The organism is Psychrobacillus sp. FSL K6-2836 (assembly GCF_038003085.1).
Taxonomy (GTDB): domain Bacteria; phylum Bacillota; class Bacilli; order Bacillales_A; family Planococcaceae; genus Psychrobacillus.
In genome coordinates, this window is record NZ_JBBOOM010000001.1 from 1,644,130 (window position 1) to 1,664,220 (window position 20,091).

Annotated in this window: 19 protein-coding genes; 3 read left to right on the plus strand and 16 right to left on the minus strand. The window is 36.2% G+C overall.

The window, feature by feature from the left end; all coding sequences use genetic code 11:
- Nucleotides 1–73: 73 nt before the first annotated feature.
- The 7 genes from MKY37_RS07585 to MKY37_RS07615 all read right to left on the minus strand — a co-directional run bounded on the left by MKY37_RS07585 (nt 74) and on the right by MKY37_RS07615 (nt 6,907).
- Nucleotides 74–919 carry a DUF1028 domain-containing protein gene (locus MKY37_RS07585; RefSeq protein ID WP_340775543.1) on the minus strand — a complete coding sequence of 282 codons (846 nt, stop codon included), beginning with the start codon at nt 917–919 and terminating at the stop codon, nt 74–76.
- Nucleotides 920–1,018: 99 nt separating this feature from the next.
- Nucleotides 1,019–1,876: an MBL fold metallo-hydrolase gene (locus MKY37_RS07590; protein ID WP_340775546.1), complete on the minus strand. Its 858-nt coding sequence runs from the start codon at nt 1,874–1,876 to the stop codon at nt 1,019–1,021.
- Nucleotides 1,877–2,033: 157 nt separating this feature from the next.
- The gene (locus MKY37_RS07595) at nt 2,034–3,719 is read right to left on the minus strand and encodes a methyl-accepting chemotaxis protein (protein ID WP_340775548.1); all 1,686 of its coding nucleotides are present in this window, start codon (nt 3,717–3,719) and stop codon (nt 2,034–2,036) included.
- Between the two features lie 107 nt (nt 3,720–3,826).
- Nucleotides 3,827–4,747 carry an exonuclease domain-containing protein gene (locus MKY37_RS07600; protein WP_340775550.1) on the minus strand — a complete coding sequence of 307 codons (921 nt, stop codon included), beginning with the start codon at nt 4,745–4,747 and terminating at the stop codon, nt 3,827–3,829.
- A gap of 101 nt (nt 4,748–4,848) precedes the next feature.
- Nucleotides 4,849–5,691: a general stress protein gene (locus tag MKY37_RS07605; RefSeq protein WP_340775552.1), complete on the minus strand. Its 843-nt coding sequence runs from the start codon at nt 5,689–5,691 to the stop codon at nt 4,849–4,851.
- Between the two features lie 467 nt (nt 5,692–6,158).
- Nucleotides 6,159–6,596 carry a YusW family protein gene (locus MKY37_RS07610; RefSeq protein ID WP_340775554.1) on the minus strand — a complete coding sequence of 146 codons (438 nt, stop codon included), beginning with the start codon at nt 6,594–6,596 and terminating at the stop codon, nt 6,159–6,161.
- An 83-nt stretch (nt 6,597–6,679) separates the two neighbouring features.
- A complete protein-coding gene (locus MKY37_RS07615; protein ID WP_340775556.1) occupies nt 6,680–6,907 on the minus strand; it encodes a hypothetical protein in 228 nt (75 codons plus the stop codon).
- A 136-nt stretch (nt 6,908–7,043) separates the two neighbouring features.
- Here MKY37_RS07615 and MKY37_RS07620 point away from each other — a divergent pair, with 136 nt between their 5' ends.
- Nucleotides 7,044–7,238 (plus strand): hypothetical protein, encoded by a 195-nt coding sequence (locus MKY37_RS07620; protein ID WP_340775557.1) that lies wholly within the window; start codon nt 7,044–7,046, stop codon nt 7,236–7,238.
- 610 nt (nt 7,239–7,848) lie between these two features.
- On the opposite strand, the gene MKY37_RS07625 is transcribed toward MKY37_RS07620, so the two are convergent.
- Nucleotides 7,849–8,835 (minus strand): YecA family protein, encoded by a 987-nt coding sequence (locus tag MKY37_RS07625; RefSeq protein ID WP_340775559.1) that lies wholly within the window; start codon nt 8,833–8,835, stop codon nt 7,849–7,851.
- A gap of 210 nt (nt 8,836–9,045) precedes the next feature.
- Between MKY37_RS07625 and MKY37_RS07630 the strand changes: the two genes are divergently transcribed.
- Nucleotides 9,046–9,474, plus strand: coding sequence for a hypothetical protein (locus tag MKY37_RS07630; protein WP_340775562.1), 429 nt, complete (start codon nt 9,046–9,048; stop codon nt 9,472–9,474).
- 695 nt (nt 9,475–10,169) lie between these two features.
- A complete protein-coding gene (locus MKY37_RS07635) occupies nt 10,170–10,325 on the plus strand; it encodes a YfhD family protein (RefSeq protein WP_340775563.1) in 156 nt (51 codons plus the stop codon).
- Nucleotides 10,326–10,385: 60 nt separating this feature from the next.
- On the opposite strand, the gene ptsP is transcribed toward MKY37_RS07635, so the two are convergent.
- The 8 genes from ptsP to MKY37_RS07675 all read right to left on the minus strand — a co-directional run bounded on the left by ptsP (nt 10,386) and on the right by MKY37_RS07675 (nt 20,067).
- On the minus strand, nt 10,386–12,104 hold the full coding sequence (gene ptsP / locus MKY37_RS07640; RefSeq protein WP_340775566.1) for a phosphoenolpyruvate--protein phosphotransferase: 1,719 nt from the start codon (nt 12,102–12,104) through the stop codon (nt 10,386–10,388).
- A complete protein-coding gene (locus MKY37_RS07645) occupies nt 12,101–12,370 on the minus strand; it encodes a phosphocarrier protein HPr (RefSeq protein ID WP_340775569.1) in 270 nt (89 codons plus the stop codon). Before MKY37_RS07645 ends, ptsP begins: the two co-directional genes overlap by 4 nt.
- A gap of 25 nt (nt 12,371–12,395) precedes the next feature.
- A complete protein-coding gene (locus tag MKY37_RS07650) occupies nt 12,396–13,559 on the minus strand; it encodes a mannitol-1-phosphate 5-dehydrogenase (protein WP_340775572.1) in 1,164 nt (387 codons plus the stop codon).
- Between the two features lies 1 nt (nt 13,560).
- A complete protein-coding gene (locus MKY37_RS07655; RefSeq protein WP_340775575.1) occupies nt 13,561–13,998 on the minus strand; it encodes a PTS sugar transporter subunit IIA in 438 nt (145 codons plus the stop codon).
- Between the two features lie 125 nt (nt 13,999–14,123).
- Nucleotides 14,124–16,220 (minus strand): BglG family transcription antiterminator, encoded by a 2,097-nt coding sequence (locus MKY37_RS07660; protein WP_340775577.1) that lies wholly within the window; start codon nt 16,218–16,220, stop codon nt 14,124–14,126.
- Between the two features lie 70 nt (nt 16,221–16,290).
- The gene (locus MKY37_RS07665) at nt 16,291–17,727 is read right to left on the minus strand and encodes a PTS mannitol transporter subunit IICB (protein ID WP_340775578.1); all 1,437 of its coding nucleotides are present in this window, start codon (nt 17,725–17,727) and stop codon (nt 16,291–16,293) included.
- Nucleotides 17,728–17,887: 160 nt separating this feature from the next.
- A complete protein-coding gene (locus MKY37_RS07670) occupies nt 17,888–18,988 on the minus strand; it encodes a Ger(x)C family spore germination protein (protein WP_340775581.1) in 1,101 nt (366 codons plus the stop codon).
- The gene (locus MKY37_RS07675; protein WP_340775583.1) at nt 18,985–20,067 is read right to left on the minus strand and encodes a GerAB/ArcD/ProY family transporter; all 1,083 of its coding nucleotides are present in this window, start codon (nt 20,065–20,067) and stop codon (nt 18,985–18,987) included. Before MKY37_RS07675 ends, MKY37_RS07670 begins: the two co-directional genes overlap by 4 nt.
- Nucleotides 20,068–20,091 lie beyond the last annotated feature (24 nt).

Here is a 20,091-nt window from a genome sequence, read left to right on the forward strand (position 1 = left end):
TGTCCCAGTCTCTTTATATTTCGTTATTATAAGTTTTGAAAAGTATCTTTTACAAATCCATTTTGCTAACACCCTACTTATTAATACGCATAAATTCTACAACTTTTTTATCGATAAAACCTCTTTCTTGAACTCGTTCATCAAAATTTTCAATAAGATGATAGGACTGGATAGCATCTAACAAGTCATCCACCTCAGTAAGATCTCGATCTAAAAAACCATTTTCATATAACATATTTTGAATATCATTCGCTAGTACTCCTTCAATAGCCACAACATCTTCCGGAGTTGTTCCCGTAAAATAGAGCTGGTGAAGTTTTAAGAGCCTCGCTAATTCTTTCACTGGGTCTGCATGGTCATCCACTCGAAGGTCTATATAACGATCTGTATAGCCACCATAGCTTCCATTTTCTTTTACTACTAACAAAGCAGCAGATTGTTTGCCCCGTTTGTCTCCCCCTGCAATATCACCAGCTTGTAATGCTGCCAATAGTCGTTCAGCAAGAGATCCCTCCTTTTGTAGAAAAACTGCCTTCATGTCGTTGACTGTATCTTCACTGACCAATATGTTTCCTTGAATCGCAAAATTCGCTTCTGCCAATCCTCCTGCCCAATCGAAACAATCTTTCCCAGTAAATATAGCACTACGACCACTTGCATCTACCATACCAACTTGTCGGGCACCAGACTTTTCATCATTTGCAACTAACTCTTTTAGAACCTCTTCCGGTGACATGCCTCTTTGCAGCATGTCCAAGCCATCTACACCATAATCTAAATTTGCCCAGGACTGAGTTGCAATTGCGCCTACACCCGCCTTTGCAAATGGAACTACTGCTCCAACACACAAAAATTTGGATGCAACGGCTACACCCAATTCCTTTGTTTGCGGATCGAAACCAACGATAGAAAATGTCATATGCATTCCCCTTTCACTTAATCTAGTTATATTTTAACTTTTTATTCTGACAATTAAAAGAAGATCCCATCATTTTGGAATGAATGAGACCTTGAATTTTTACTGAAATTTTTTATTTACATATTTTCCATGACTAGGCAGAGCAATCGAGTCAAAATCAGTTATCAGCAAATGCAAATTACTTGTGAGTAAATCTCCTGCCATAGGTAAGCCATGTCCTGTAATTGCGACTTTTGGTTTTAATTTTGCAAGCTTATTTATCGATTCCCTAGCCTTTTCCCAATCAGGGGTAAGATATCTTGGTGGACCACTTATTTCCTGTTCCTGTGTGAACACTTTATAAAGATATTCTTGTTTTACAGTAACAAATGCATCTCCAACTATTAATACCCTATCCACTTCTCTAAATAATGAAATATGTCCAGGTGTGTGACCCGGTGTATGAACCCATTGAAAACCAGCCATAAAAGGTACTGTACCATCTGAAGGTAAGGCTTCTACATGATTACCCAGATTTATAGGATCAACAGGGAATATAAAAGACATTTTTGCAATTGATCCTCCTTCAACAGTAGGATCAGGTTTTGGATAGCTTTCTTTCCCCTTTAAAAAAGGTAATTCTAACTCATGAGCATAGACAGGAACTCCCCACTTTTTTACTAATTCTATTATTGCCCCAACATGATCGAAATGCCCATGGGTTAATATAATGGCTTTGGGTTGCTTGTTTACTCCAAAGCGATCCTCCACTACTGAAATAATTTCTTCTGCTGAGTACGGCATACCAGCATCTATCAATACAAAATCATCAGAATTGGCATTACCCACTAAACATATATTGACAATTTGAATGGTATGACAAAAAATGTCCGGCAAAATCTCTTGACCTATACCACTTCCTACTGAAGTTGCTGGTATATATTTGTAATCATCACCATAAGCAATCGAATTATCCAAAGTAATACATCCTCTCTATTGAACTTGCTATTAGCATTTCACCCGGACAATTATTTATACAATCCTTTAAAGTAGTTTAACTATTTATAAGTAGGGTAATTTTCTTCAAAGAAAGACATCCTACAAGTAAAATCTACTTATAGGATGTCTGTTAAATTTATATTTTAAAACGATGTACCATTTCATTCAAGGAATCTGAAACTGATGTTAGAGAAGATGCAGCAATTTGGATCTCTTCCATGGACGCTAATTGTTCTTCAGTAGCAGTTGCTATTTCGTTGGTGCTTTCGCTATTTATACTGAATAACTTAGAAACATGTACGTTTTTTTCTGCGACTGATGTGAAATCCTCAGTTAGCTGTTCTGTTTGATTAGCTATTTCCTGTATCTTATCTGAAACATTTGAAATCGATAGCATAATTTCTTTAAATTGAACTGCAGTCTCAGAAGTTAATTGGATTCCATTATTCACGCTTGATTTCACCGTTTCAATCGTGTTGACTGTTTTTTTAGATGTACTTTGTATAAGTGTAATGAGTTCTTTAATCTCATTTGCCGATTTACTAGATTGTTCCGCTAACTTGCGGACTTCCTCTGCGACAACAGCAAATCCTTTTCCATGCTCTCCCGCTCGTGCAGCTTCTATTGCTGCATTTAGAGCTAGTAGATTAGTTTGCTCTGCTATTTCATTAATCATGGAGGTTATGTCACCAATCTTCAATGCATCATTTGCTAATGAATTAATATTCTTATCAGCTTCATCTACAGATTTCTGTATAGTCCCCATATTAGCAACTATTTCTGTTACAGCCCTCTCACCATCTTCTGCTTGGCTATTAACCTCAGTTGTTTCTTCTGATACCTCGATCGTATATACAGACATATTCTTTAAAATCTCCAAAGATTGCTCAACTGCTTTTGTACCTTCTAGTAGTATAGTAGATTGATCATTCATAGCAATTGATACATTTTGTACACTTTCTGCAATTTGGTGAGAGGTAAATTTAGATTGCTCAGCACTAGCAGAAAATTCTTCTGAAGAAGCAGCTGCTTGTTCCGCTGAATAACTAATTTTAGCTATCATCTCTCTCAGGAAAGAAATAAACTGATTGAAAGCTCCACTAACTTCACTTAATTCGTCCTTATTTTTTATGTGAATTGTTTTTGTTAGATCTCCATCCCCATTAGCAATTTCAGTCATTTGTTCTTTTAGTTGTCGCAAAGGTCTAATAATAGCTTTTAAGAGAATTATACTTAGTATGATCCCCACCAATATCGCTATTATAGAGATTGCTATTAAGATAATCTGACTAGCCTTAGATTGTTCTTGTAGATTTGCACTTGCTTGAGTTGTCTTTTCATCTAATTGTTCTATAAAACTATCGAAAGACGGATCTAAAACTTCTTTTCGTATTCTTCGTTCCTCTCCAAAATGGATTTCTTCTGCTTTTGTTCTGTTTATCGTGCTATTAGTTATTACTTGCCGACTTGCTGACCAAAATTCTTTATAATCATTTTGGATACCCTCTATAACATTTTTGTCACTAGTTGTACTAGCAAGTTCGATTAAACGACTTATTTGAGATAAAACATCCTCTGACTTTTCTTCCATTTGTTTGGCATAGGTCAAATCACCTGTTAATAGAAGTGCTCGTTCATCATTGGATAGCCCAGCCAGACGAAACTGTATATGCTTTGAAATTGTTTGCATCTCTGTTAATTTATCTAACTCATTATTTTTAGAAACAACATCACTCAATACCCATGTAGATAATCCCCCCACACCCATTATGGAAATGATTAAGACTGTTGTGACCAAAATTATTCTTGTTTTGATTCTCATGTGATTCCTCCAAAAACTCCAATATAGATCGCTTTACACATTATATCAGAACTTCAATCATGAGAAATTATCTAGACTTTTCTATATAGAGAACCTAATTTAAGTAACTACATTGTATATCGAACTAATCTTAAAAAGTCTTGCTCTCCTACGATTTCAATTGGAAGCCCTTGTTGAATCATGCCTTCTACCTTTTGCATTTTAGTGCTTTTAATGCCCTGTAGATATTTGGCTAGATCATTATCTCCCACGACTAAGTAATTTGTTTGAAGGTCGACCGCCCCTTTGCAAACTGCTCCACAATTCACTGCAAGTTGGGCTGCTTTTGATCTTGTCATAGAAAGCATTCTTCCTGTGAAAACAATTTGAGCTCCGTAAAATGGATGCTTGGAATTTAGCTCTGTACTTTCCGGTTCTAAAAATTCAATAGTCTTGTCTGATTTACTACTGCGCTTGGATGTGGGCAGTTTCTTCGTTTGAATAGATGAGCTTATTTTCACATTATGTAGTTTTGCCATTTGTTGAACTGTATTTGTTTGCGTTTTCTGCATCGCTTCTATTGTAATGATAGCTGCTGCACGAGCATCCTCTAGGGCATCATGATGTCTTAAAGAAATACCTAAGTAGCTCGCTACAGTTGAAAGCTTATGATTGTATAGCTGTGGCCAAACCTTTTTAGCAATTCGATAAGAACATCCATATTCAAATTTTGGAGAAGGTTCATGAAATTGACGTAAGGATTCCTGTAAAACACCCATGTCGAAACTAGCATTATGTGCAATGACAACTTGACCTTCAATAAGATTTTTCATGTTTGGCCAAAATTCTTCAAAGGTTGGTGCACTATGTACCATATATTCGGTAATTCCATGAATTTTTGTATTATAGTAATGAAATTCACTTAAAGGATTTATCAAGGATTGTATTTCTCTATATATTTTCCCGTTCTTAACTTGCACGATTCCTACCGAGCACACACTTGAACGTAGGTTATTTGCTGTTTCAAAATCGATCGCTACAAAGTCCACTTTTACGTCACCTCAGTTAGTTAGATTAACTCTCATTATCTCATAATAGAATGCAAAGAAGAACCTCTCCAATTAGAGAGGTTCTATTAGTTTAGTGGAATTTAATACAGTCGATTAGTTGGAGGGATATCATCTAGTTTCTTTTGATACTCCAATTTCTCTTCATATTGATCATGAGAAAGTCTTTCCTCTTCTTCCTCAATTACCGTTTCACTCCCATACGCTGCAGGACCTAGATTCGGATCGACGCCTGGCGATTGCGTGCCATATGTTCTTTCTTCTGTCATAACATTTTCATCAATCTTCGGACGAGACTCTCTAACTACTCTATCTTCCTGCATAGAGTGTCCAATATGATCCTCTTCACGAGCTAAGTATGGATCGGTTGAAAAGGTCTCCCCACGTGCGAAGCGATCCTGAGGTTCATCAAAGCGGCTATCTGTATCATTTACAAACTTATTATTGGATGGTGTGAATCCCTGCTCCTTAGCATACTCACTAATCGGTTCTTCGTTTTCCATAAAACGATTTTGTACCATATCTGTGCCAACTGTATCTGTATATTCTTGTTCAAACTCATTTTCATGGGTACCGTACATCGGTTCATCGTTAAACGTTAGGACATCTGTGTAGAGGACAATACTTCCTCTTGCCACTTCTCCTGCATATCTTGCTCTTTCCTCTTCACTTAAATCTAATTTTCTTAGTCCTTCTGCTATTGCATCTTCTCCAGTAAACCAGGATTTGAACTTATCCATTAATGTTCCAGTCTCATGTGTAGAAACTTCTGAATGACGACTAAGTGTATTTAAATGTGCATTTTCAGTTGAGATTACATGTATATCACTTTCTGTATAACCCTGATTTTGTAGGCCTTCCAATTTTTCATACATTTCTTCTTCCGTACGAGCAATTTCAATTCGTCTATTCGATTCAATGTTCATGGTGTTGCCTCCTCAAAGTTTTTAGTCTTATTCTTTACTTACCCCCCTTAAGATAGAACCTAAACACAATAAAGCTAATGTTAATCACTTTGTAATGAAAAAGTAATTATTCCAGCCCAACACCATAACGAGAAAAGCGTAAGCTCTCTTTTAGGACAAAACCTGTTTCTATCGATTTCAAAGTGCTTTGAACAGACAGGTCGCTAAATTATTACCGAGTGAATTTTAAAAGATGCTGGTCGTCACACTTCTATAATCCTTAGGAATAGGTTCGTGCATTTTTAGATAACTAGAGAAAAGATACTTTCCTATTCAATGAGTAAGCTCTCGAAGATGCAATTTCGTTCGCTATTTTGCTTCTTTATGGGACAAACACTTACTACTTCTCATTATTTCCACTAGTATCTTATACTTCTAGAAAAAAAGCCTCAAGAAACGATTCCAACGTCTCTCAAGGCTTTTATCTATTATTTTCTATCATTAAATTCTTGCGTATCTCCGTCAGAAAATTCTACTTCTAACTCGAATTCAGTATACTCCTCTACTCCAAATGCTTGAGTAACCTTTTCGATCACTTCATCCTTACTCATATCTTTTGTTAGGCCAAGTTCTTTAAAGATTGGTTCCAACTCTGCATAGGCATCATCGCCTGTAAGATTTATGGATTCTAATTGGTTAACGTACTCCGCCTCTGTTTCTGAAATATCAATATCAAAAGAAGCATCAATTGCATCCTTTTGATCTGCCGTATCTACATCCAATTCAAATGACTGAAAACCAAATTCACTTTGAGCAGCGTCCTTATCAGGTGCTTCGGTCACTTCTTCCTTATCTCCACAAGCCCCTAATAATAGGACAGTTGAGATAAGAGCAATACCAAGTAATGGAAATTTTTTTATTCTCATTATGCAACACTCCTTCATTTCATGATAACTTTACCACTTAAATTATCACCATTGTTTAGCGAAAATAAACAACTCATGGAAAATTATCCTGGATAACGCTCTTCACTCGCAGAGGTAGATTTAGTACCTCGCTTATCTTTTTCATCCTTCACCTTTTCATTTAACTCTTCTACCGGGATTGGATCAACTGTCTTCATATCCTCATCCTTATCAAAAATACTTTCTTTTTCAGTATTTAATAGATCAGGATTATCCATAATACGTCCTGAAATATCTTGTTTTTCTTTGTCATCTTGGTGTTTTTTTGACATTGTACCACTCCCCTTTAATATGTTTTAAATTGTTTATCCTTTTATATCAATTACTAAACATCAGCCAATCGATAGTTTAATATCCAAAAATGTGGGAAAACAATTTATAACAAAATAATATAAGGAGGAAACTATTATGAATAAAAACAAAATGGCACTAGCTGCACTAGGTGTTGGAGCAGCATTTTTAATGAGAAATAAAGGATCACGGGATAAACTAGCTAAACAATTTGATAGCTTTACTAATACTCCTATCCGTGGAACGAAAGCAGATAAAACAGCTACTAGCTCAACAAAGGGCAAGAATATTTTAGGTGGATTGTTTAATTAGATTGGTTTTTTAAATACTTGTTTTGGATTATTAAATGAGTCGTAGCGACAGGAACTTACTTATCATTATTTATATAGAGGCTGGGACAGAACCCCAAAACAGCATTTTTCTCTGTGAGAAAAATGCTGTTTTTTCGCTGTGCACAAAATTGATTTCCATTCCAGGGACGCTTTCCACGGGCGTGGCCTGAGCCTGTAGTCTCAGGCGGGACGCTATTCCCGTAGGAGTCGCCCCTCCATTTCAATCAATTTTATTAAATATCCATTATTTAGTTAAGGTTTTCCCTTATCCAATAAAATTTCTACTTCTGTCCCTACCTCTTTTACATGTGGTGCTAAAACAAATACTGTAGAAATTCTATATGGCGAGATACTTTACATCCTGAAAATAATATTAGTTGTGCGGAGTGGAGGCGGCGACTCCCAGGGGAAAAGCGAGTGGGAGAGACTACAGGCTCGACCCGTGCCCCCAGGAAAGCGTCCGCCGTAACGGAGAACAACGGCTACGAAGTAGACATAAAAATAAAGCAGTTCAAATTTTACTCATCGTAAAATTTGAACTGCTTTTAATTTTGAGGTGGGTTTTGTCCCATCCTCCTTTTATACTTAAACTATTTTCCTCTGTAATACTCTGTTAAATCGTTATAGTACTTATTTAGAGAAGAGGTGGAAACTTCAAATGTCTCTGCAATTTCTTTTATCGTCATATCAAATGGTTCAAATAATCCATTTTCTTGACCAAATCTAATGGCTCCGGCAGCAATTGCAACTTCCTTACGCGCATTTGGCTGTTGCTCCACTAAATAATCTTCCACTATTTCTATAAACTTGCCATATTCACGATTATTTTTCTCCAGGAAATCTATGGCTACTTGTAATACTCCGACTTCAAAGTGTGTATACTCTCCACCCTCATAGCCATTTTGTCCAAGCAATTTCCATAAGGTTGCTCCCAAGTCCTTGAGAAAGGCTGAAGCTGATAGTGTCTCTTTTGTTCCAAATTGTTTTTCTATATTATCAAAAACTTCCTGATGATCAACCGGGAAGAAAACTAAGCTAGAAATAGCTAAATAATGATTTTCTTTGTTAGAGCCATCTGGCAAGATGAAACAGTATACATGAACTCCAACAGGTACGGGTTTATCACTTTCTCGTCTAAGCAAAATGCTCTCTTTCGTGAGTATATGGGATACCGTCATATAGTTCTCATCTACTTCTACCACTTTCCCAATGAAAACCGATGGATTTTGCCATTGACTCAGAACATTTAGTGTTGAAGGTCGTACCATTTTTTTCTTTTGCTTTTCAAGATAGCCTAACCATATCTCCTGTTTATAATGGAAGAAGAACTCATCCATTACGATGGCTTCAATCATTTCTAAATCTAAATAGTCACCTATCGTTTTGCTCCAATCACGCACAAGATCTGCGTATTCTTCCATATCCTTACGCTCTGGATAGTGGTCATAAAAAGATTGTAATATTCGTTCCAATTCTTCGGTTTGTACCTCTTCTATTGAATCAGTCTGCTTTGACTCACAGCACTTTTTGTATTTTTTTCCACTACCACATGGACAAGGATCATTTCGACCTACCATACTTAACACTTCCTTCTCTTTTGGTAAGTGCTTATTTTAACATGAAAGTAAGAGGAATTTAAGGTTTAGCCTAAAATAGATACGAAAATACACAACAGTTTTATAAATATTTCAAAAAATATCATGCAAATCTTAGTGTATCTAAGATTTCCTTAGGAAAATAGGGTATACTTAACATAGGAGTCTGTAAATGTTGAGGAGGTATGGAATATGTCAGTCGCTAGCGAAGCGTCTCAAGTGAACTTAGATTTTCTTATTAATGATTTAGGTCTCAAGCAAGTGTCGAATACAGCCTTGTTCCGTAAAGGGAATATTTTAGTTCTATCCCCATCTGTTCAAAACAAATCGAATACGTTCGAATTAGGTGAATCCCTAATGAAAAAGTTCAATCCTGAAACAGACGAAGGTTACTTATTAATACGTATAAAAGAAAAATTTTTGATGGCTAAACTACACCCATTTCAACGCAAAATGATGACAAAAGATACGGAAAAGAGTACTAAAAGCAAACCATCTTTTTGGAAATTTAATGTAATAGAGTCCATCATTCCACGCATAGAAAATAGTGGTGATCGTGAGTTAACCTACAAAATTCAAGCCCCTACTAAGAAACAACTTATCACCTTTTTCAACAAATAGTAAAAATGCTCAAGTACTTGGAAAGTTGAAACCATGTACTTGAATTTTTTTGCTTTTTTTCAAATTCTTCTAATAATATTTTGTGAAGAAGTAATTTTATGATTACGAAAAAGTCTCATGGTATTCTTACCCATAAACTTATTTTGGTTTATCTTATATTATCTTTACTACTATGTCATCTATTCAGCTACTATAACGAGGTTAAATTAGACCTTAGAATTGTACCTTTTATTATTGGAAGTTGATATTTTAGGCAGGGTCCTATTCTAGTATTCGTTATCATCCTATTACGTATCCATTATGGTGTAGATTTTGGTTTTTACCTTGGAACGATTGTCTAATCTTTTAAACGTAATAATACTGGGTTAGATATTATAGAAAACAGAAACTTAGTATCATTTTAATAACACGAGCTTACTACATAGGGAAAATATTTCTCTATGTTTTTTATTTACAAAGTAGTAGATAAATATAAAAGTGTTGATTTTTAATGGATTAATTTTTCTTTTTGCAAGTAAATCACCTTTGAGAGCAAGTAAAAACCAAATGAACGTAACTCACTTGCAAGAGCAAGTAAATGGTTATGTAGAATTACTTTCTCACTTAATCTTCTGCAAAATCCAATTCCTCCTGTTTAAATGAACTGAAATTAGCCATATTAAGATGGATCGAATAATGGAAAGGAGAGATTTTGTATGGGAAGAGACAATAAGCAGGGTAAAAGTAACAACAAAGATTCACTACCTCAAACGCCTAAAAATTTAAAAATCAAACCAAGTGACATTCGAGAAGAATTTGCCAAGGAATTTGAAGAACTTGAAAAAACTAATCCGAAAGCAAAAAGAAAATAAGCCTCATGAATAAACCCACTCAGATCATCTTGAGTGGGCATTCATGAAGCTTTTAATCTATTAAACTTCTAGGGTTTCTTTTACATATTGCTTCACTTGCTCGGAAGTTTGCATAGACAGCGCCTTTTCCGCAAGCTGTTTCATCTCCACTTGCGTCAGCTGATTGATCTGGCTTCTAGCTTTTAGCATAGAAGGAGCACTCATAGAGAACTCATCTAACCCCAAGCCAATCAATAATGGAATGGCAATTGAATCTCCTGCCATCTCCCCACACATACCCGCCCATTTCCCTTGGGAATGCGCAGCTTCGATAACCATTTTAACTAATCGTAAAATAGCTGGATGATAAGGCTGATATAAATAGGCAACTGATTCGTTCATTCTATCTGCAGCCATCGTATATTGGATTAAATCATTTGTTCCAACACTAAAAAAGTCCACTTCTTTGGCAAATTGATCAGCTAGTATTGCTGTCGAAGGAATTTCTACCATAATACCAACTTCAATATGATCGGATACTAATGTACCTTCCTGCTGAAGCTGAGCTTTTTCTTCTAGTAATAGTTTTTTTGCTTCTCTGAATTCCTCCAGAGTCGCAATCATTGGGAACATTATTTTAAGATTACCGAAATTACTTGCACGTAGTAAAGCACGAAGTTGAGTTCTGAAAATTGTTTGTTCCTCTAAGCAAAGACGAATTGCTCGGAAACCAAGAAATGGATTCATTTCTTCTGGAAGATTTAAATATGGGAGTTGCTTGTCCCCTCCAATATCCAATGTTCGAACAACCACGGGCTTATCACCCATTTGTTCAAGCACTTGCTTATATGCTTGGAACTGTTCTTCCTCTGTTGGTAAGGAATCTCGTTCCATATACAAAAACTCGGTACGATAAAGCCCGACTCCTTCTCCACCATTTTCAAGTACACTTTCTACGTCTTTTGGTGTTCCGATGTTTGCAGCTACTTCCACATGTATACCATCCAATGTGATAGTTTGTTTATCTTTCAGCAATGAGAGCTCCTTCTTCTCAGCTTCTTGTTCATTTCTTTTTGCTACATAGCTCTCAATAACATCGTTTGGAGGATTTATAAGTACTTCACCATTATCTCCGTCCACAACGATCAAATCTCCTTGTTTAATAGCAGATGTAGCTTTTTTTGTACCAACAACAGCAGGGATCTCTAATGAGCGAGCCATAATAGCTGAATGGGACGTGCGGCCTCCCATATCTGTTGTAAATCCTTTAGCAAATGCTCTGTTTAGTTGAGCTGTGTCTGAAGGTGCTAAATCTTTGGATATGATAACAACCTCTTCATTGATTGACCCGATATTTGGAATTTCTACTCCTAAGAGCTTTGCAATTACTCTCTTCGTTACATCCCTAATATCAGCTGCACGCTCACGCATATACTCATTATCAAGTTGTTCAAACATCACTATTAATGTATCGGCAGTTTCCTGTAAAGCAAACTCTGCATTTACTGCTTCCTCGTTTATTTTACCTTCTACTGAACCCAATAATTCAGGGTCACCAAGGACAAGCAAATGTGCATCAAAAATCGCAGCGTTTTCCGATCCTAAGTCAATCTCAGCACGGTCACGAATCTTTTGCAACTCTAGTTTAGCAGCATCTACTGCCCCATGAAATCGAGTAATCTCATCGTCTTTATTAGAAACTGTACTTTTAGTAACAGTTAAATCCGGTTCTATCATCAAAAAGGCTTTACCAATGGCAATACCACTGGATGCAGCAATTCCTATTAAATTTTCTATCATGACTCAATAATCCCCTCAGATTTAAGGAAACTTTCAATGGCCTCCAATGCTTCTTGTTGGTCAGTTCCTTCAGCGAATATGGAAATACTTCCTCCTTGACCTACACCTAGGGACATAACACCAAGAATAGATTTTAGATTAACTTTTTTTCCTTTATACTCCATGAAAACATCTGAAACAAACTTTGAAGCGGTTTGAACAAGCCCCGTTGCTGGTCTTGCGTGAATTCCTGATTCTGCTACAACTGTATACGTATGATTTGTCATAATAATCTACTCCCTTAAATTGGTTTTATTTTATTTTCTTTAATGCCATTTCCTCATACTGCTTTTGAATCATTTCAAATAATTCTGTACCTGGCTTAATACCAGTCGTTCTTTCAATTGCAAACTGTATTCCTTTTTGTTCAATCATAGCTTGTATTTCATTTGCTTCTGGATCCTCTATAAAGTCATAGTGTAAAGCTGCTGCTATCCCTCTAGCTAAGTATAAAGGATTCTCCCTAAACATTTCTACATATTTGGTTGCAGGGCGGACAAGTCGATCATTATTTTTGAGTTTACGCATCGGTGAACGCCCTACTCGAGTTGTATCATCTGATATATATGGGTTAGCAAAACGATTTATGATTTTTTGTACGTATTCAGCATGTGCTTTTTCATCAAACGAGTAAGTTGCAGTCAAATATCTGCTAGTCTCCTTCAGCACTTGCTCAATCATTTCTCTTATTTCCGTTTTCTCAAGAGCCTCATGCATATTACGAATTCCGGCTAAATAACCAAAATAAGCAACAACAGCATGCCCTGTATTAACTGTGAACAATTTACGTTCAATAAACGGCTCCAAGTCCTGAACAAATGTAACTCCTTGAACTGGGGGATTGGTTCCTTTTATCTCTGACTCATCCACGACCCACTCGTAAAATGGCTCAACTGTTACCTCTAATTTATCGACATTTGTTTGGTTTGGGACAATTCGGTCTACTGCTGCATTTGGAAAGCTAAAATACGTTTCGAACTGGACCTTTTCGTCATTCGTTAACTCTTCATATACTTTTTCTTTTAAAAAGGTACTGCCACCAATCATATTTTCGCATGCAATAATTGTTAAAGCCTTTTTAGATTGTGTTAGTCGTTTTTTCAATCCCTTCGCTATTAATCCTGCTATTAACGGAAGTATATTTGGTCCCACTGCAGCAGTTACAATATCTGCATTCGCTACCTCATCAATGACAAGCTCGGGATTTTTTAAACTGTTAATCGCATGAACATTTTCTACGAGTAGCTCTTTGCGAGATGCCTCAGCAAGCTTTACAGTGTACTGTTTTTTCTCATTCAATAAATTAACGATTTCTGCATTCACATCTACAAAACAGGTTCTATATCCTGACTTGTGCAATAATAAACCGATAAATCCCCTACCTATATTTCCTGCTCCAAAATGAACAGCATTCATATTAGTTCACTCCTTCAAAAAAGGAAAGAATATCCTTTGGTGAAGTTGCTTTAACTATCTTTTCTACATTCTCTACTTCTGAAACAGTAATTGCAATATTAGATAGGATATCTAAGTGATCATTACCTTTACCAGCAATTCCAAAAATAAGTTTTACTATATTGCCATCTCCAAAATCTACACCGTCTGGAACTTGAATAATAGCGATACCTGTTTCCTTCACTTCTTTTTTTGCATCATCTGTACCATGTGGAATTGCAACAAAGTTCCCCATATACGTTGATGTCATCTCTTCTCGTTCTAACATTTTTTCTATATAGCCAGACTCCACATAACCTTGGTCCACTAAAATCTGACCTGCTAAACGAATTGCTTCTTCCTTTGTTGCTAATTGTTGACTTAGTAAAATATTTTCTTCTGCTAAAATTGGTAATGCCATTGTAAAACGCCTCCGTTATTTTATATTTTCTCTAATAAGGTGAACTTCAATAAGTAGGTTGCCATCTCTCCCACTTATACTTTGTTTCTTGGACCAAGCCTTGAAGAGGGAGTCCTACTGCCCAGTTAATGCGGGATAAATGCTTCAAATGCTTCTGCTAAAAATGAATGGATTTGAGATTCATCTCCTGTTTCAAATAATTGTATACTTTGTTCATTTTGAATTACTAATGTACTGATCAAACTTAGTACTTCTAAACCTGCTGTTGAGAGTGATTCAGGTGAAAGTAATACAAGTAGTGTGTCCACTTCTACGTCACTTCCATCCATGCCTTTTATCCAAATAGTGTGTTCGAGCTTGTGAATAGTGAACGAAGGTTTTTGAACATATTCGTTACGAGTATGATATAGCGCAAGTTTTGTTCCTGGAATACCAATACCACCACTCTTTTCTCTCTCCAGCAATGCTTCTACAACCAGTTCCTTTTCTTCAATGATTTGACTATCCTCCAGCAACGCACAAAACTCTTGTATGTATTGCTTGACTGTAGATTGCTGTTTTAGCAACGAAAGTCGGAAATTGGTCAATATCCTTAGCATTACCCCTGAGTAATAATGTAGCTTTTCTATTTTTTCCGTTAATATGTCTACAGTTGGATGACTTTCCTTAACTGATGGATGAGCTTTTTGTACAAGCATTTTCCTTCTTGCATATAATTGAACTTGGTTAATCTCTTCTGTAGTTAAAAAAGGGTTCACCATAATGTACTCTCTGTGAAAATCCTGCAGGTAAATTGTGGATATAATGAGATCTCTATCCGTAATAGTGTCGGCCAGCTTATTTAGTTCAAATACGGAAATATTAGCTACTTCCGAAATCTCTTGAATTTCCCTTAGTAGCCGTGATGCCAGTAATTTAGAAGTTCCAATTCCACTGGAACAAATAATATAAGCCTTTAGGTCTCCCTTACCTAATACCCCAATTAAGGCAGATCCAAAATGCATAACCAAATATCCAATTTCTTCGTTTGGGACTAGTAGCTTTGGAAAGACTTTTCTAGCAGCAGCCTTTACTTGGTCAAACAAATCCGCATAATTCGTTTGAATTTCCTCTAGTAAGGGGTTCACTATACCCATATTTTGCTCAATACGATAGATAGCAGGCTTTAAATGAGTAACGAGTCCTTCAAGAAGGGATTCATTGTCTGATAGGTGGAAGCCAGTTTGCTTCTCCATCTCTCGAATTAATCTCTTCGCCTGTCTATATAATTCTAAATTGGAAGCCTCAACTAATACCCCTTCTTGTTGACGAAGTTTAGCTCCTTGAAGATGCATCGTTATATATCCTACCTCTGCTTCTGGGATATCCACCTCGAAACGGTCCATGAGCATATTAATAATTTTTTTTGCAATAGGATATTCTGGTTCAAGCGAAATTTGTTTTAAATATGCTTCATCAATAGTAATGTTTTCTCCCTGCAAAATTCGTTCAATAGCCAAAGCAAGATGAACGATTAACCCAACGTAAGCACTATCTGTCATCGACAAAGAGAAATCCGGATATAGATCCTTCATTGCTTCTTCAATCATTCCTAACTTTTCTCTATCAACAAGATGCATTAATCTTTCAGAAATTGGATCCTCATAATTGCTCGATTTTTGATGAATCTTTTCTTTTATTAAGGAGAACAATCCTTCTTCCTTCAAGGTTTTAGATAATGCATAGCTTATAGCTCTACGTTTTGCATTTTCCGTCCCTGATAGTTCTACACCATACCCTCTTTTTTTCAAAATAGAAAGCTGGACAGGCTGTAGTTGCTCCTCTAATTTCATCAAATCTGCACTGACGGTTGAAATGGAGACTCCTAGATCCTTGGAAAGGGAATAGAGCTTGACCGGATCAGCAGCTTCATACAAGATACATAGGATTAATGTTAACCTTTCTTCCAACGTGTATTCCCTCTGCGTGAACTTTTTAAGCTGATGAACTAATTCTTGCTTTCTTTGTTCGTTCCCTATGATTTGTACACCGACTCCTGATTTTCTAATCAGTTCGAGCTGATAGGAATCTAAAATACTTTGGACATTATTTAAATCTCGCTGGATAGTTCGTGAACTCACATCGATTTTTTTAGATAATTCTTTAATCGTTATTTCTTCCTGCTCTACTATTAATGCTTCAATAATCATCTTTTCTCTGCTCGAAATAAATATAATCAACACCTCATTTCTAACAATCCAAAATCATTGGCAAAACTCAGCCTATAAAATAGGCCGAGTTTCGGATGTGTCTTTATTTTTTTAGTTGCTCAATTAGCTCATCATATTTCGGGCTATTTAAGAAATTCTCTACAGAAATATGATGTGCATTTGGCGATTTATCCTTCGCACGGCTCGTTAAATCCTTATGAGTAATAATTACTTCTGCATCTGCTGGAAGATTGCTTATAGCTGTATTTGTTACAGATACATCAAGACCCTCTTTTTTCATTTTGTTTCTTAGAATAGAAGCTCCCATAGCACTTGATCCCATCCCCGCGTCACAAGCGAATATAACATGCTGTACATTTGCAAGGGAAGTCTCTTGAATAGATCCAGCTGTTGCCGTTGGTTTTATAAATTCAGAAGCTCTACTTTCTTTCCCTTTAAGTGAAGAAGTTTTTTCTGTTGCTTTTAGTAAATCGTCCTCCGCTACATCTTTAGATGTTTTAAGAATAATAGAAGCGATCAAGAAGGATACTGCAGTTGCAACTACTACGGCTAATATAACTCCTAAATGACTTCCTTTCGGAGTTAATGCTAATATTGAGAATATACTTCCTGGTGATGGTGCTGCCACTAAACCAGCGTTGAATAATTGAAGTGTGAAGATACCAGATGCTCCACCGGCAATGGCTGCTACAAGTAAAAATGGCTTCATCAAAATATAAGGGAAGTAAATTTCATGAATCCCACCTAGGAAATGAATAATGACTGCTCCAGGTGCAGTTTGTTTAGCCGCTCCTTTTCCAAAGAACATGAATGCAAGTAAAATACCAAGACCAGGACCTGGGTTTGACTCTAATAAGAATAGCATGGACTTACCTGCGTCTGCAGCCTGCTCAATTCCCAATGGTCCTAATATCCCATGATTAATAGCATTATTTAAGAATAATACTTTAGCTGGCTCTATGAAAATACTTGCAAGTGGTAATAGATTTGCATCAAATATAAATTGAACCCCAGCTGCAAGGAAATCCGTCAATGCGTTGACTGCTGGTCCTATTAGTTTGTATGCAAATAGTGTTAAACCACCACCGATAATACCTGCTGAAAAGTTATTTACGAGCATTTCAAAACCAGCTCTAATTTTACCTTCAACTAGCTTATCAAATTGCTTGATAGCCCATCCACCTAGTGGACCTACTATCATCGCACCAAGGAACATTGGGATATCTGCTCCAACAATTACTCCCATTGTTACAGTTGCACCGACTACTCCACCTCGTATTCCGTGAACGAGACGACCTCCAGTAAAACCTATTAAAATTGGCAGTAAATAATTGATCATCGGATCGACTAGCTCCGCAAATTCTGCATGAGGGAACCATCCAGTTGGTATAAATAAAGCTGTAATGAGACCCCATGCGATAAACGCACCGATATTCGGCATAATCATGCCACTTAAAAAGCTACCAAAACGTTGTACTTTAACCTTGAACGCCGATTGTTCTTGTTGTTCTGTACTCATTTTCGTCATCCTCCCTTACTTAATTTATTTAAGTTTCTTGTTGTCTATCATATTAAAGCGTTTACATTTAGTATTCAACAAAATGTAAACGCTATCATGTCTTCTTTATTCACGCCAAAATTGAACTTGATTGGTTGTCATAATTACTGAAGTAACGAATTTACTTTAGATTACCTGTACTAATAATAGAAGTTTCTACGTGAACGTCTACCTGTAGTTTGCTAATAATATCATTAGTTTTCTCTTTATCCCATTTACCATGATAATGTTTCCGGAATTCTTCCGCTAAACCAATGGGGTCTACTTCTAATTCTTTTAACTTATCTAGAAATTCTTCGACCTGCTTGGAGGTATGCTTGTCTATATCCTCTTCCAATTCGGATAATTTTTCCATACTTTCTAGTTCACCAACTCTATATCCTACATAATCTACAAGAGTTCCTTCCATTTTTAAAGTAATAGATAACTTTGGTGCTTCCATACTTTTATTACTTTTCATCTTTACCTTATTACTGATTAAATCCAACACAAGCTTATCTTCTTCTCCATCTCCTAGGTCTAAAGCTAACGGTGCAAGGTTTTTTCTCCCCTGGAGTGCTTGTATTATAAGTGCTTCGTTATGGGGTATACTTTCTAACATTTCTTTCCCCTTAAATAAGGCAACCTCTTCGATTTTAATTATCCCATCTTTTTTATCAACTATCGGAACAATAGAATCATGGACTGTACTAGTTTGGGTATATATAAAGTCATGAATATTCGTATTTGGATTGAAAGCAGTATTAATACTAGGCTGTAATAGATCATTAATATATAAATTGACATTTGGTTTGTCTGGGTAATCAGCTTTTAACATTTCTTCACCATTTTCCTTTACAATAGCAATAAGTACCTTATTGCCAACTGATGAATCCCGATATAAATGTCGTATCACTTTCCTCATTCTTCCATGCTTTGCAAATTCCTCATTGAAAAGCACTACCCTTAGCTGATTTAAGACAATTTTTTTGTCCGATTGCATTTCGATCTCAACAATCCCTTTAGAAATCATATCTGTAGTTACCGAGAAGAGTTGCGTATTCTCTTTAGCCTCTGGTGAAAATTGTGGAATTGCAACAGTTAATTTCATCATTTCTTCATCAATATAGTCAAATGAGAGTGTACTAACCATTCCAATATCCTCTAAAGGCACTTTCAGCTCTTTATCGGAGCAACCGGTTAACAATATCGTTAAAACGAGTAGTATGATACTCTTCTTCATTTTGATCTCACCTGCTTTTTTCGAACTAAATGTATTAGGCATAAAAAAATTGGCCATATGATTACTATATATTCTATATAAATACTTGCATCAAAAAGCTTCTGTTGAAATTCACGGTTAATGGGAAGCATTATAACCCCAAATGTTGCCGCTGCAATAAAATATACATGGTATTTATTTTTTTTGGATCTAATGGAATCCAATCCCTTTCTTGCGCTCCACAAGTATACCGCTGCCGTCGTTAGTATTAAAGAAACCCAAAACGTAATACCCATGATATCGATTCGTTCTACAAAAGAGAACTCACCAGCTTTAAATAGGTGCAGTACCGAAAATTCAACATGCTCTAACTGCCATTCTGAGTAGTACATCACACTCACCACTGTTGTAATAAATACTAAGGAAATTGTAATCCATATCCCAATCATGGCATGTTTAAATGCCTTTTTTTGATCAATTATATATGGAAAATAAAACATAATTAATTCATATCCAAGAATTGATAAATAACCTTGCTGCATAGCTTTGAAAAACTCCTTTGAAGTAAAATTAAACAAAGGAAATATATGACTTAGATCACCTTTTTCAATGCCCCACCTTAAAAAGTACACCATCGGCATAGCTAAAAAAAAGGTTAACGTGCAGAAACGTGCAATTGTTTTAATACCACCGTTAACAATATAAGTAAGAAGTAGAAGCACTAATAGAATGGTTACAGTAGTAGTTTGTTCAGGTAACGCAGTAGTTTGTATCAGATTCATATAGTTACTAATTACAGCAGCAATCAACAAAGTAAAATGGAGAACTATTAAGACATTAATCCCCTTCCCCATCCACTTCCCTAACAGTATTTCATTGATACGAAACAAGTTATCCCCTTTATACTGAGAACAAATCCATACCATGGGCCATAAGGTTATAGTTGCTATGATTCCAAAATAGATTGGCATAAGCACCTGACTATAGCCTAGAACACTTAATCTTTGAGGAGCGGAGAGAAGCCCAGTTCCAACCATTGTATTTTGCACTAAAAAAATTACGTGGTATACTCCTAGGACTTTTAAGTTCTTTTGACTCAAGTTCTCCCTCCTCCGTTTAAAATA

Bases quoted from the DNA above. Each gene is read 5' to 3' on its own strand.
- MKY37_RS07595 (WP_340775548.1), bottom strand. From the start codon at position 3,719: ATGAGAATCAAAACAAGAATAATTTTGGTCACAACAGTCTTAATCATT.
- MKY37_RS07610 (WP_340775554.1), bottom strand. From the start codon at position 6,596: ATGAGAATAAAAAAATTTCCATTACTTGGTATTGCTCTTATCTCAACT.
- MKY37_RS07650 (WP_340775572.1), bottom strand. From the start codon at position 13,559: ATGAATGCTGTTCATTTTGGAGCAGGAAATATAGGTAGGGGATTTATC.
- MKY37_RS07585 (WP_340775543.1), bottom strand. From the start codon at position 919: ATGACATTTTCTATCGTTGGTTTCGATCCGCAAACAAAGGAATTGGGT.
- MKY37_RS07670 (WP_340775581.1), bottom strand. From the start codon at position 18,988: ATGAAGAAGAGTATCATACTACTCGTTTTAACGATATTGTTAACCGGT.
- MKY37_RS07615 (WP_340775556.1), bottom strand. From the start codon at position 6,907: ATGTCAAAAAAACACCAAGATGACAAAGAAAAACAAGATATTTCAGGA.
- MKY37_RS07605 (WP_340775552.1), bottom strand. From the start codon at position 5,691: ATGAACATTGAATCGAATAGACGAATTGAAATTGCTCGTACGGAAGAA.
- MKY37_RS07645 (WP_340775569.1), bottom strand. From the start codon at position 12,370: ATGACAAATCATACGTATACAGTTGTAGCAGAATCAGGAATTCACGCA.
- MKY37_RS07630 (WP_340775562.1), top strand. From the start codon at position 9,046: ATGTCAGTCGCTAGCGAAGCGTCTCAAGTGAACTTAGATTTTCTTATT.
- MKY37_RS07665 (WP_340775578.1), bottom strand. From the start codon at position 17,727: ATGAGTACAGAACAACAAGAACAATCGGCGTTCAAGGTTAAAGTACAA.
- ptsP (WP_340775566.1), bottom strand. From the start codon at position 12,104: ATGATAGAAAATTTAATAGGAATTGCTGCATCCAGTGGTATTGCCATT.
- MKY37_RS07620 (WP_340775557.1), top strand. From the start codon at position 7,044: ATGAATAAAAACAAAATGGCACTAGCTGCACTAGGTGTTGGAGCAGCA.
- MKY37_RS07655 (WP_340775575.1), bottom strand. From the start codon at position 13,998: ATGGCATTACCAATTTTAGCAGAAGAAAATATTTTACTAAGTCAACAA.
- MKY37_RS07635 (WP_340775563.1), top strand. From the start codon at position 10,170: ATGGGAAGAGACAATAAGCAGGGTAAAAGTAACAACAAAGATTCACTA.
- MKY37_RS07625 (WP_340775559.1), bottom strand. From the start codon at position 8,835: ATGGTAGGTCGAAATGATCCTTGTCCATGTGGTAGTGGAAAAAAATAC.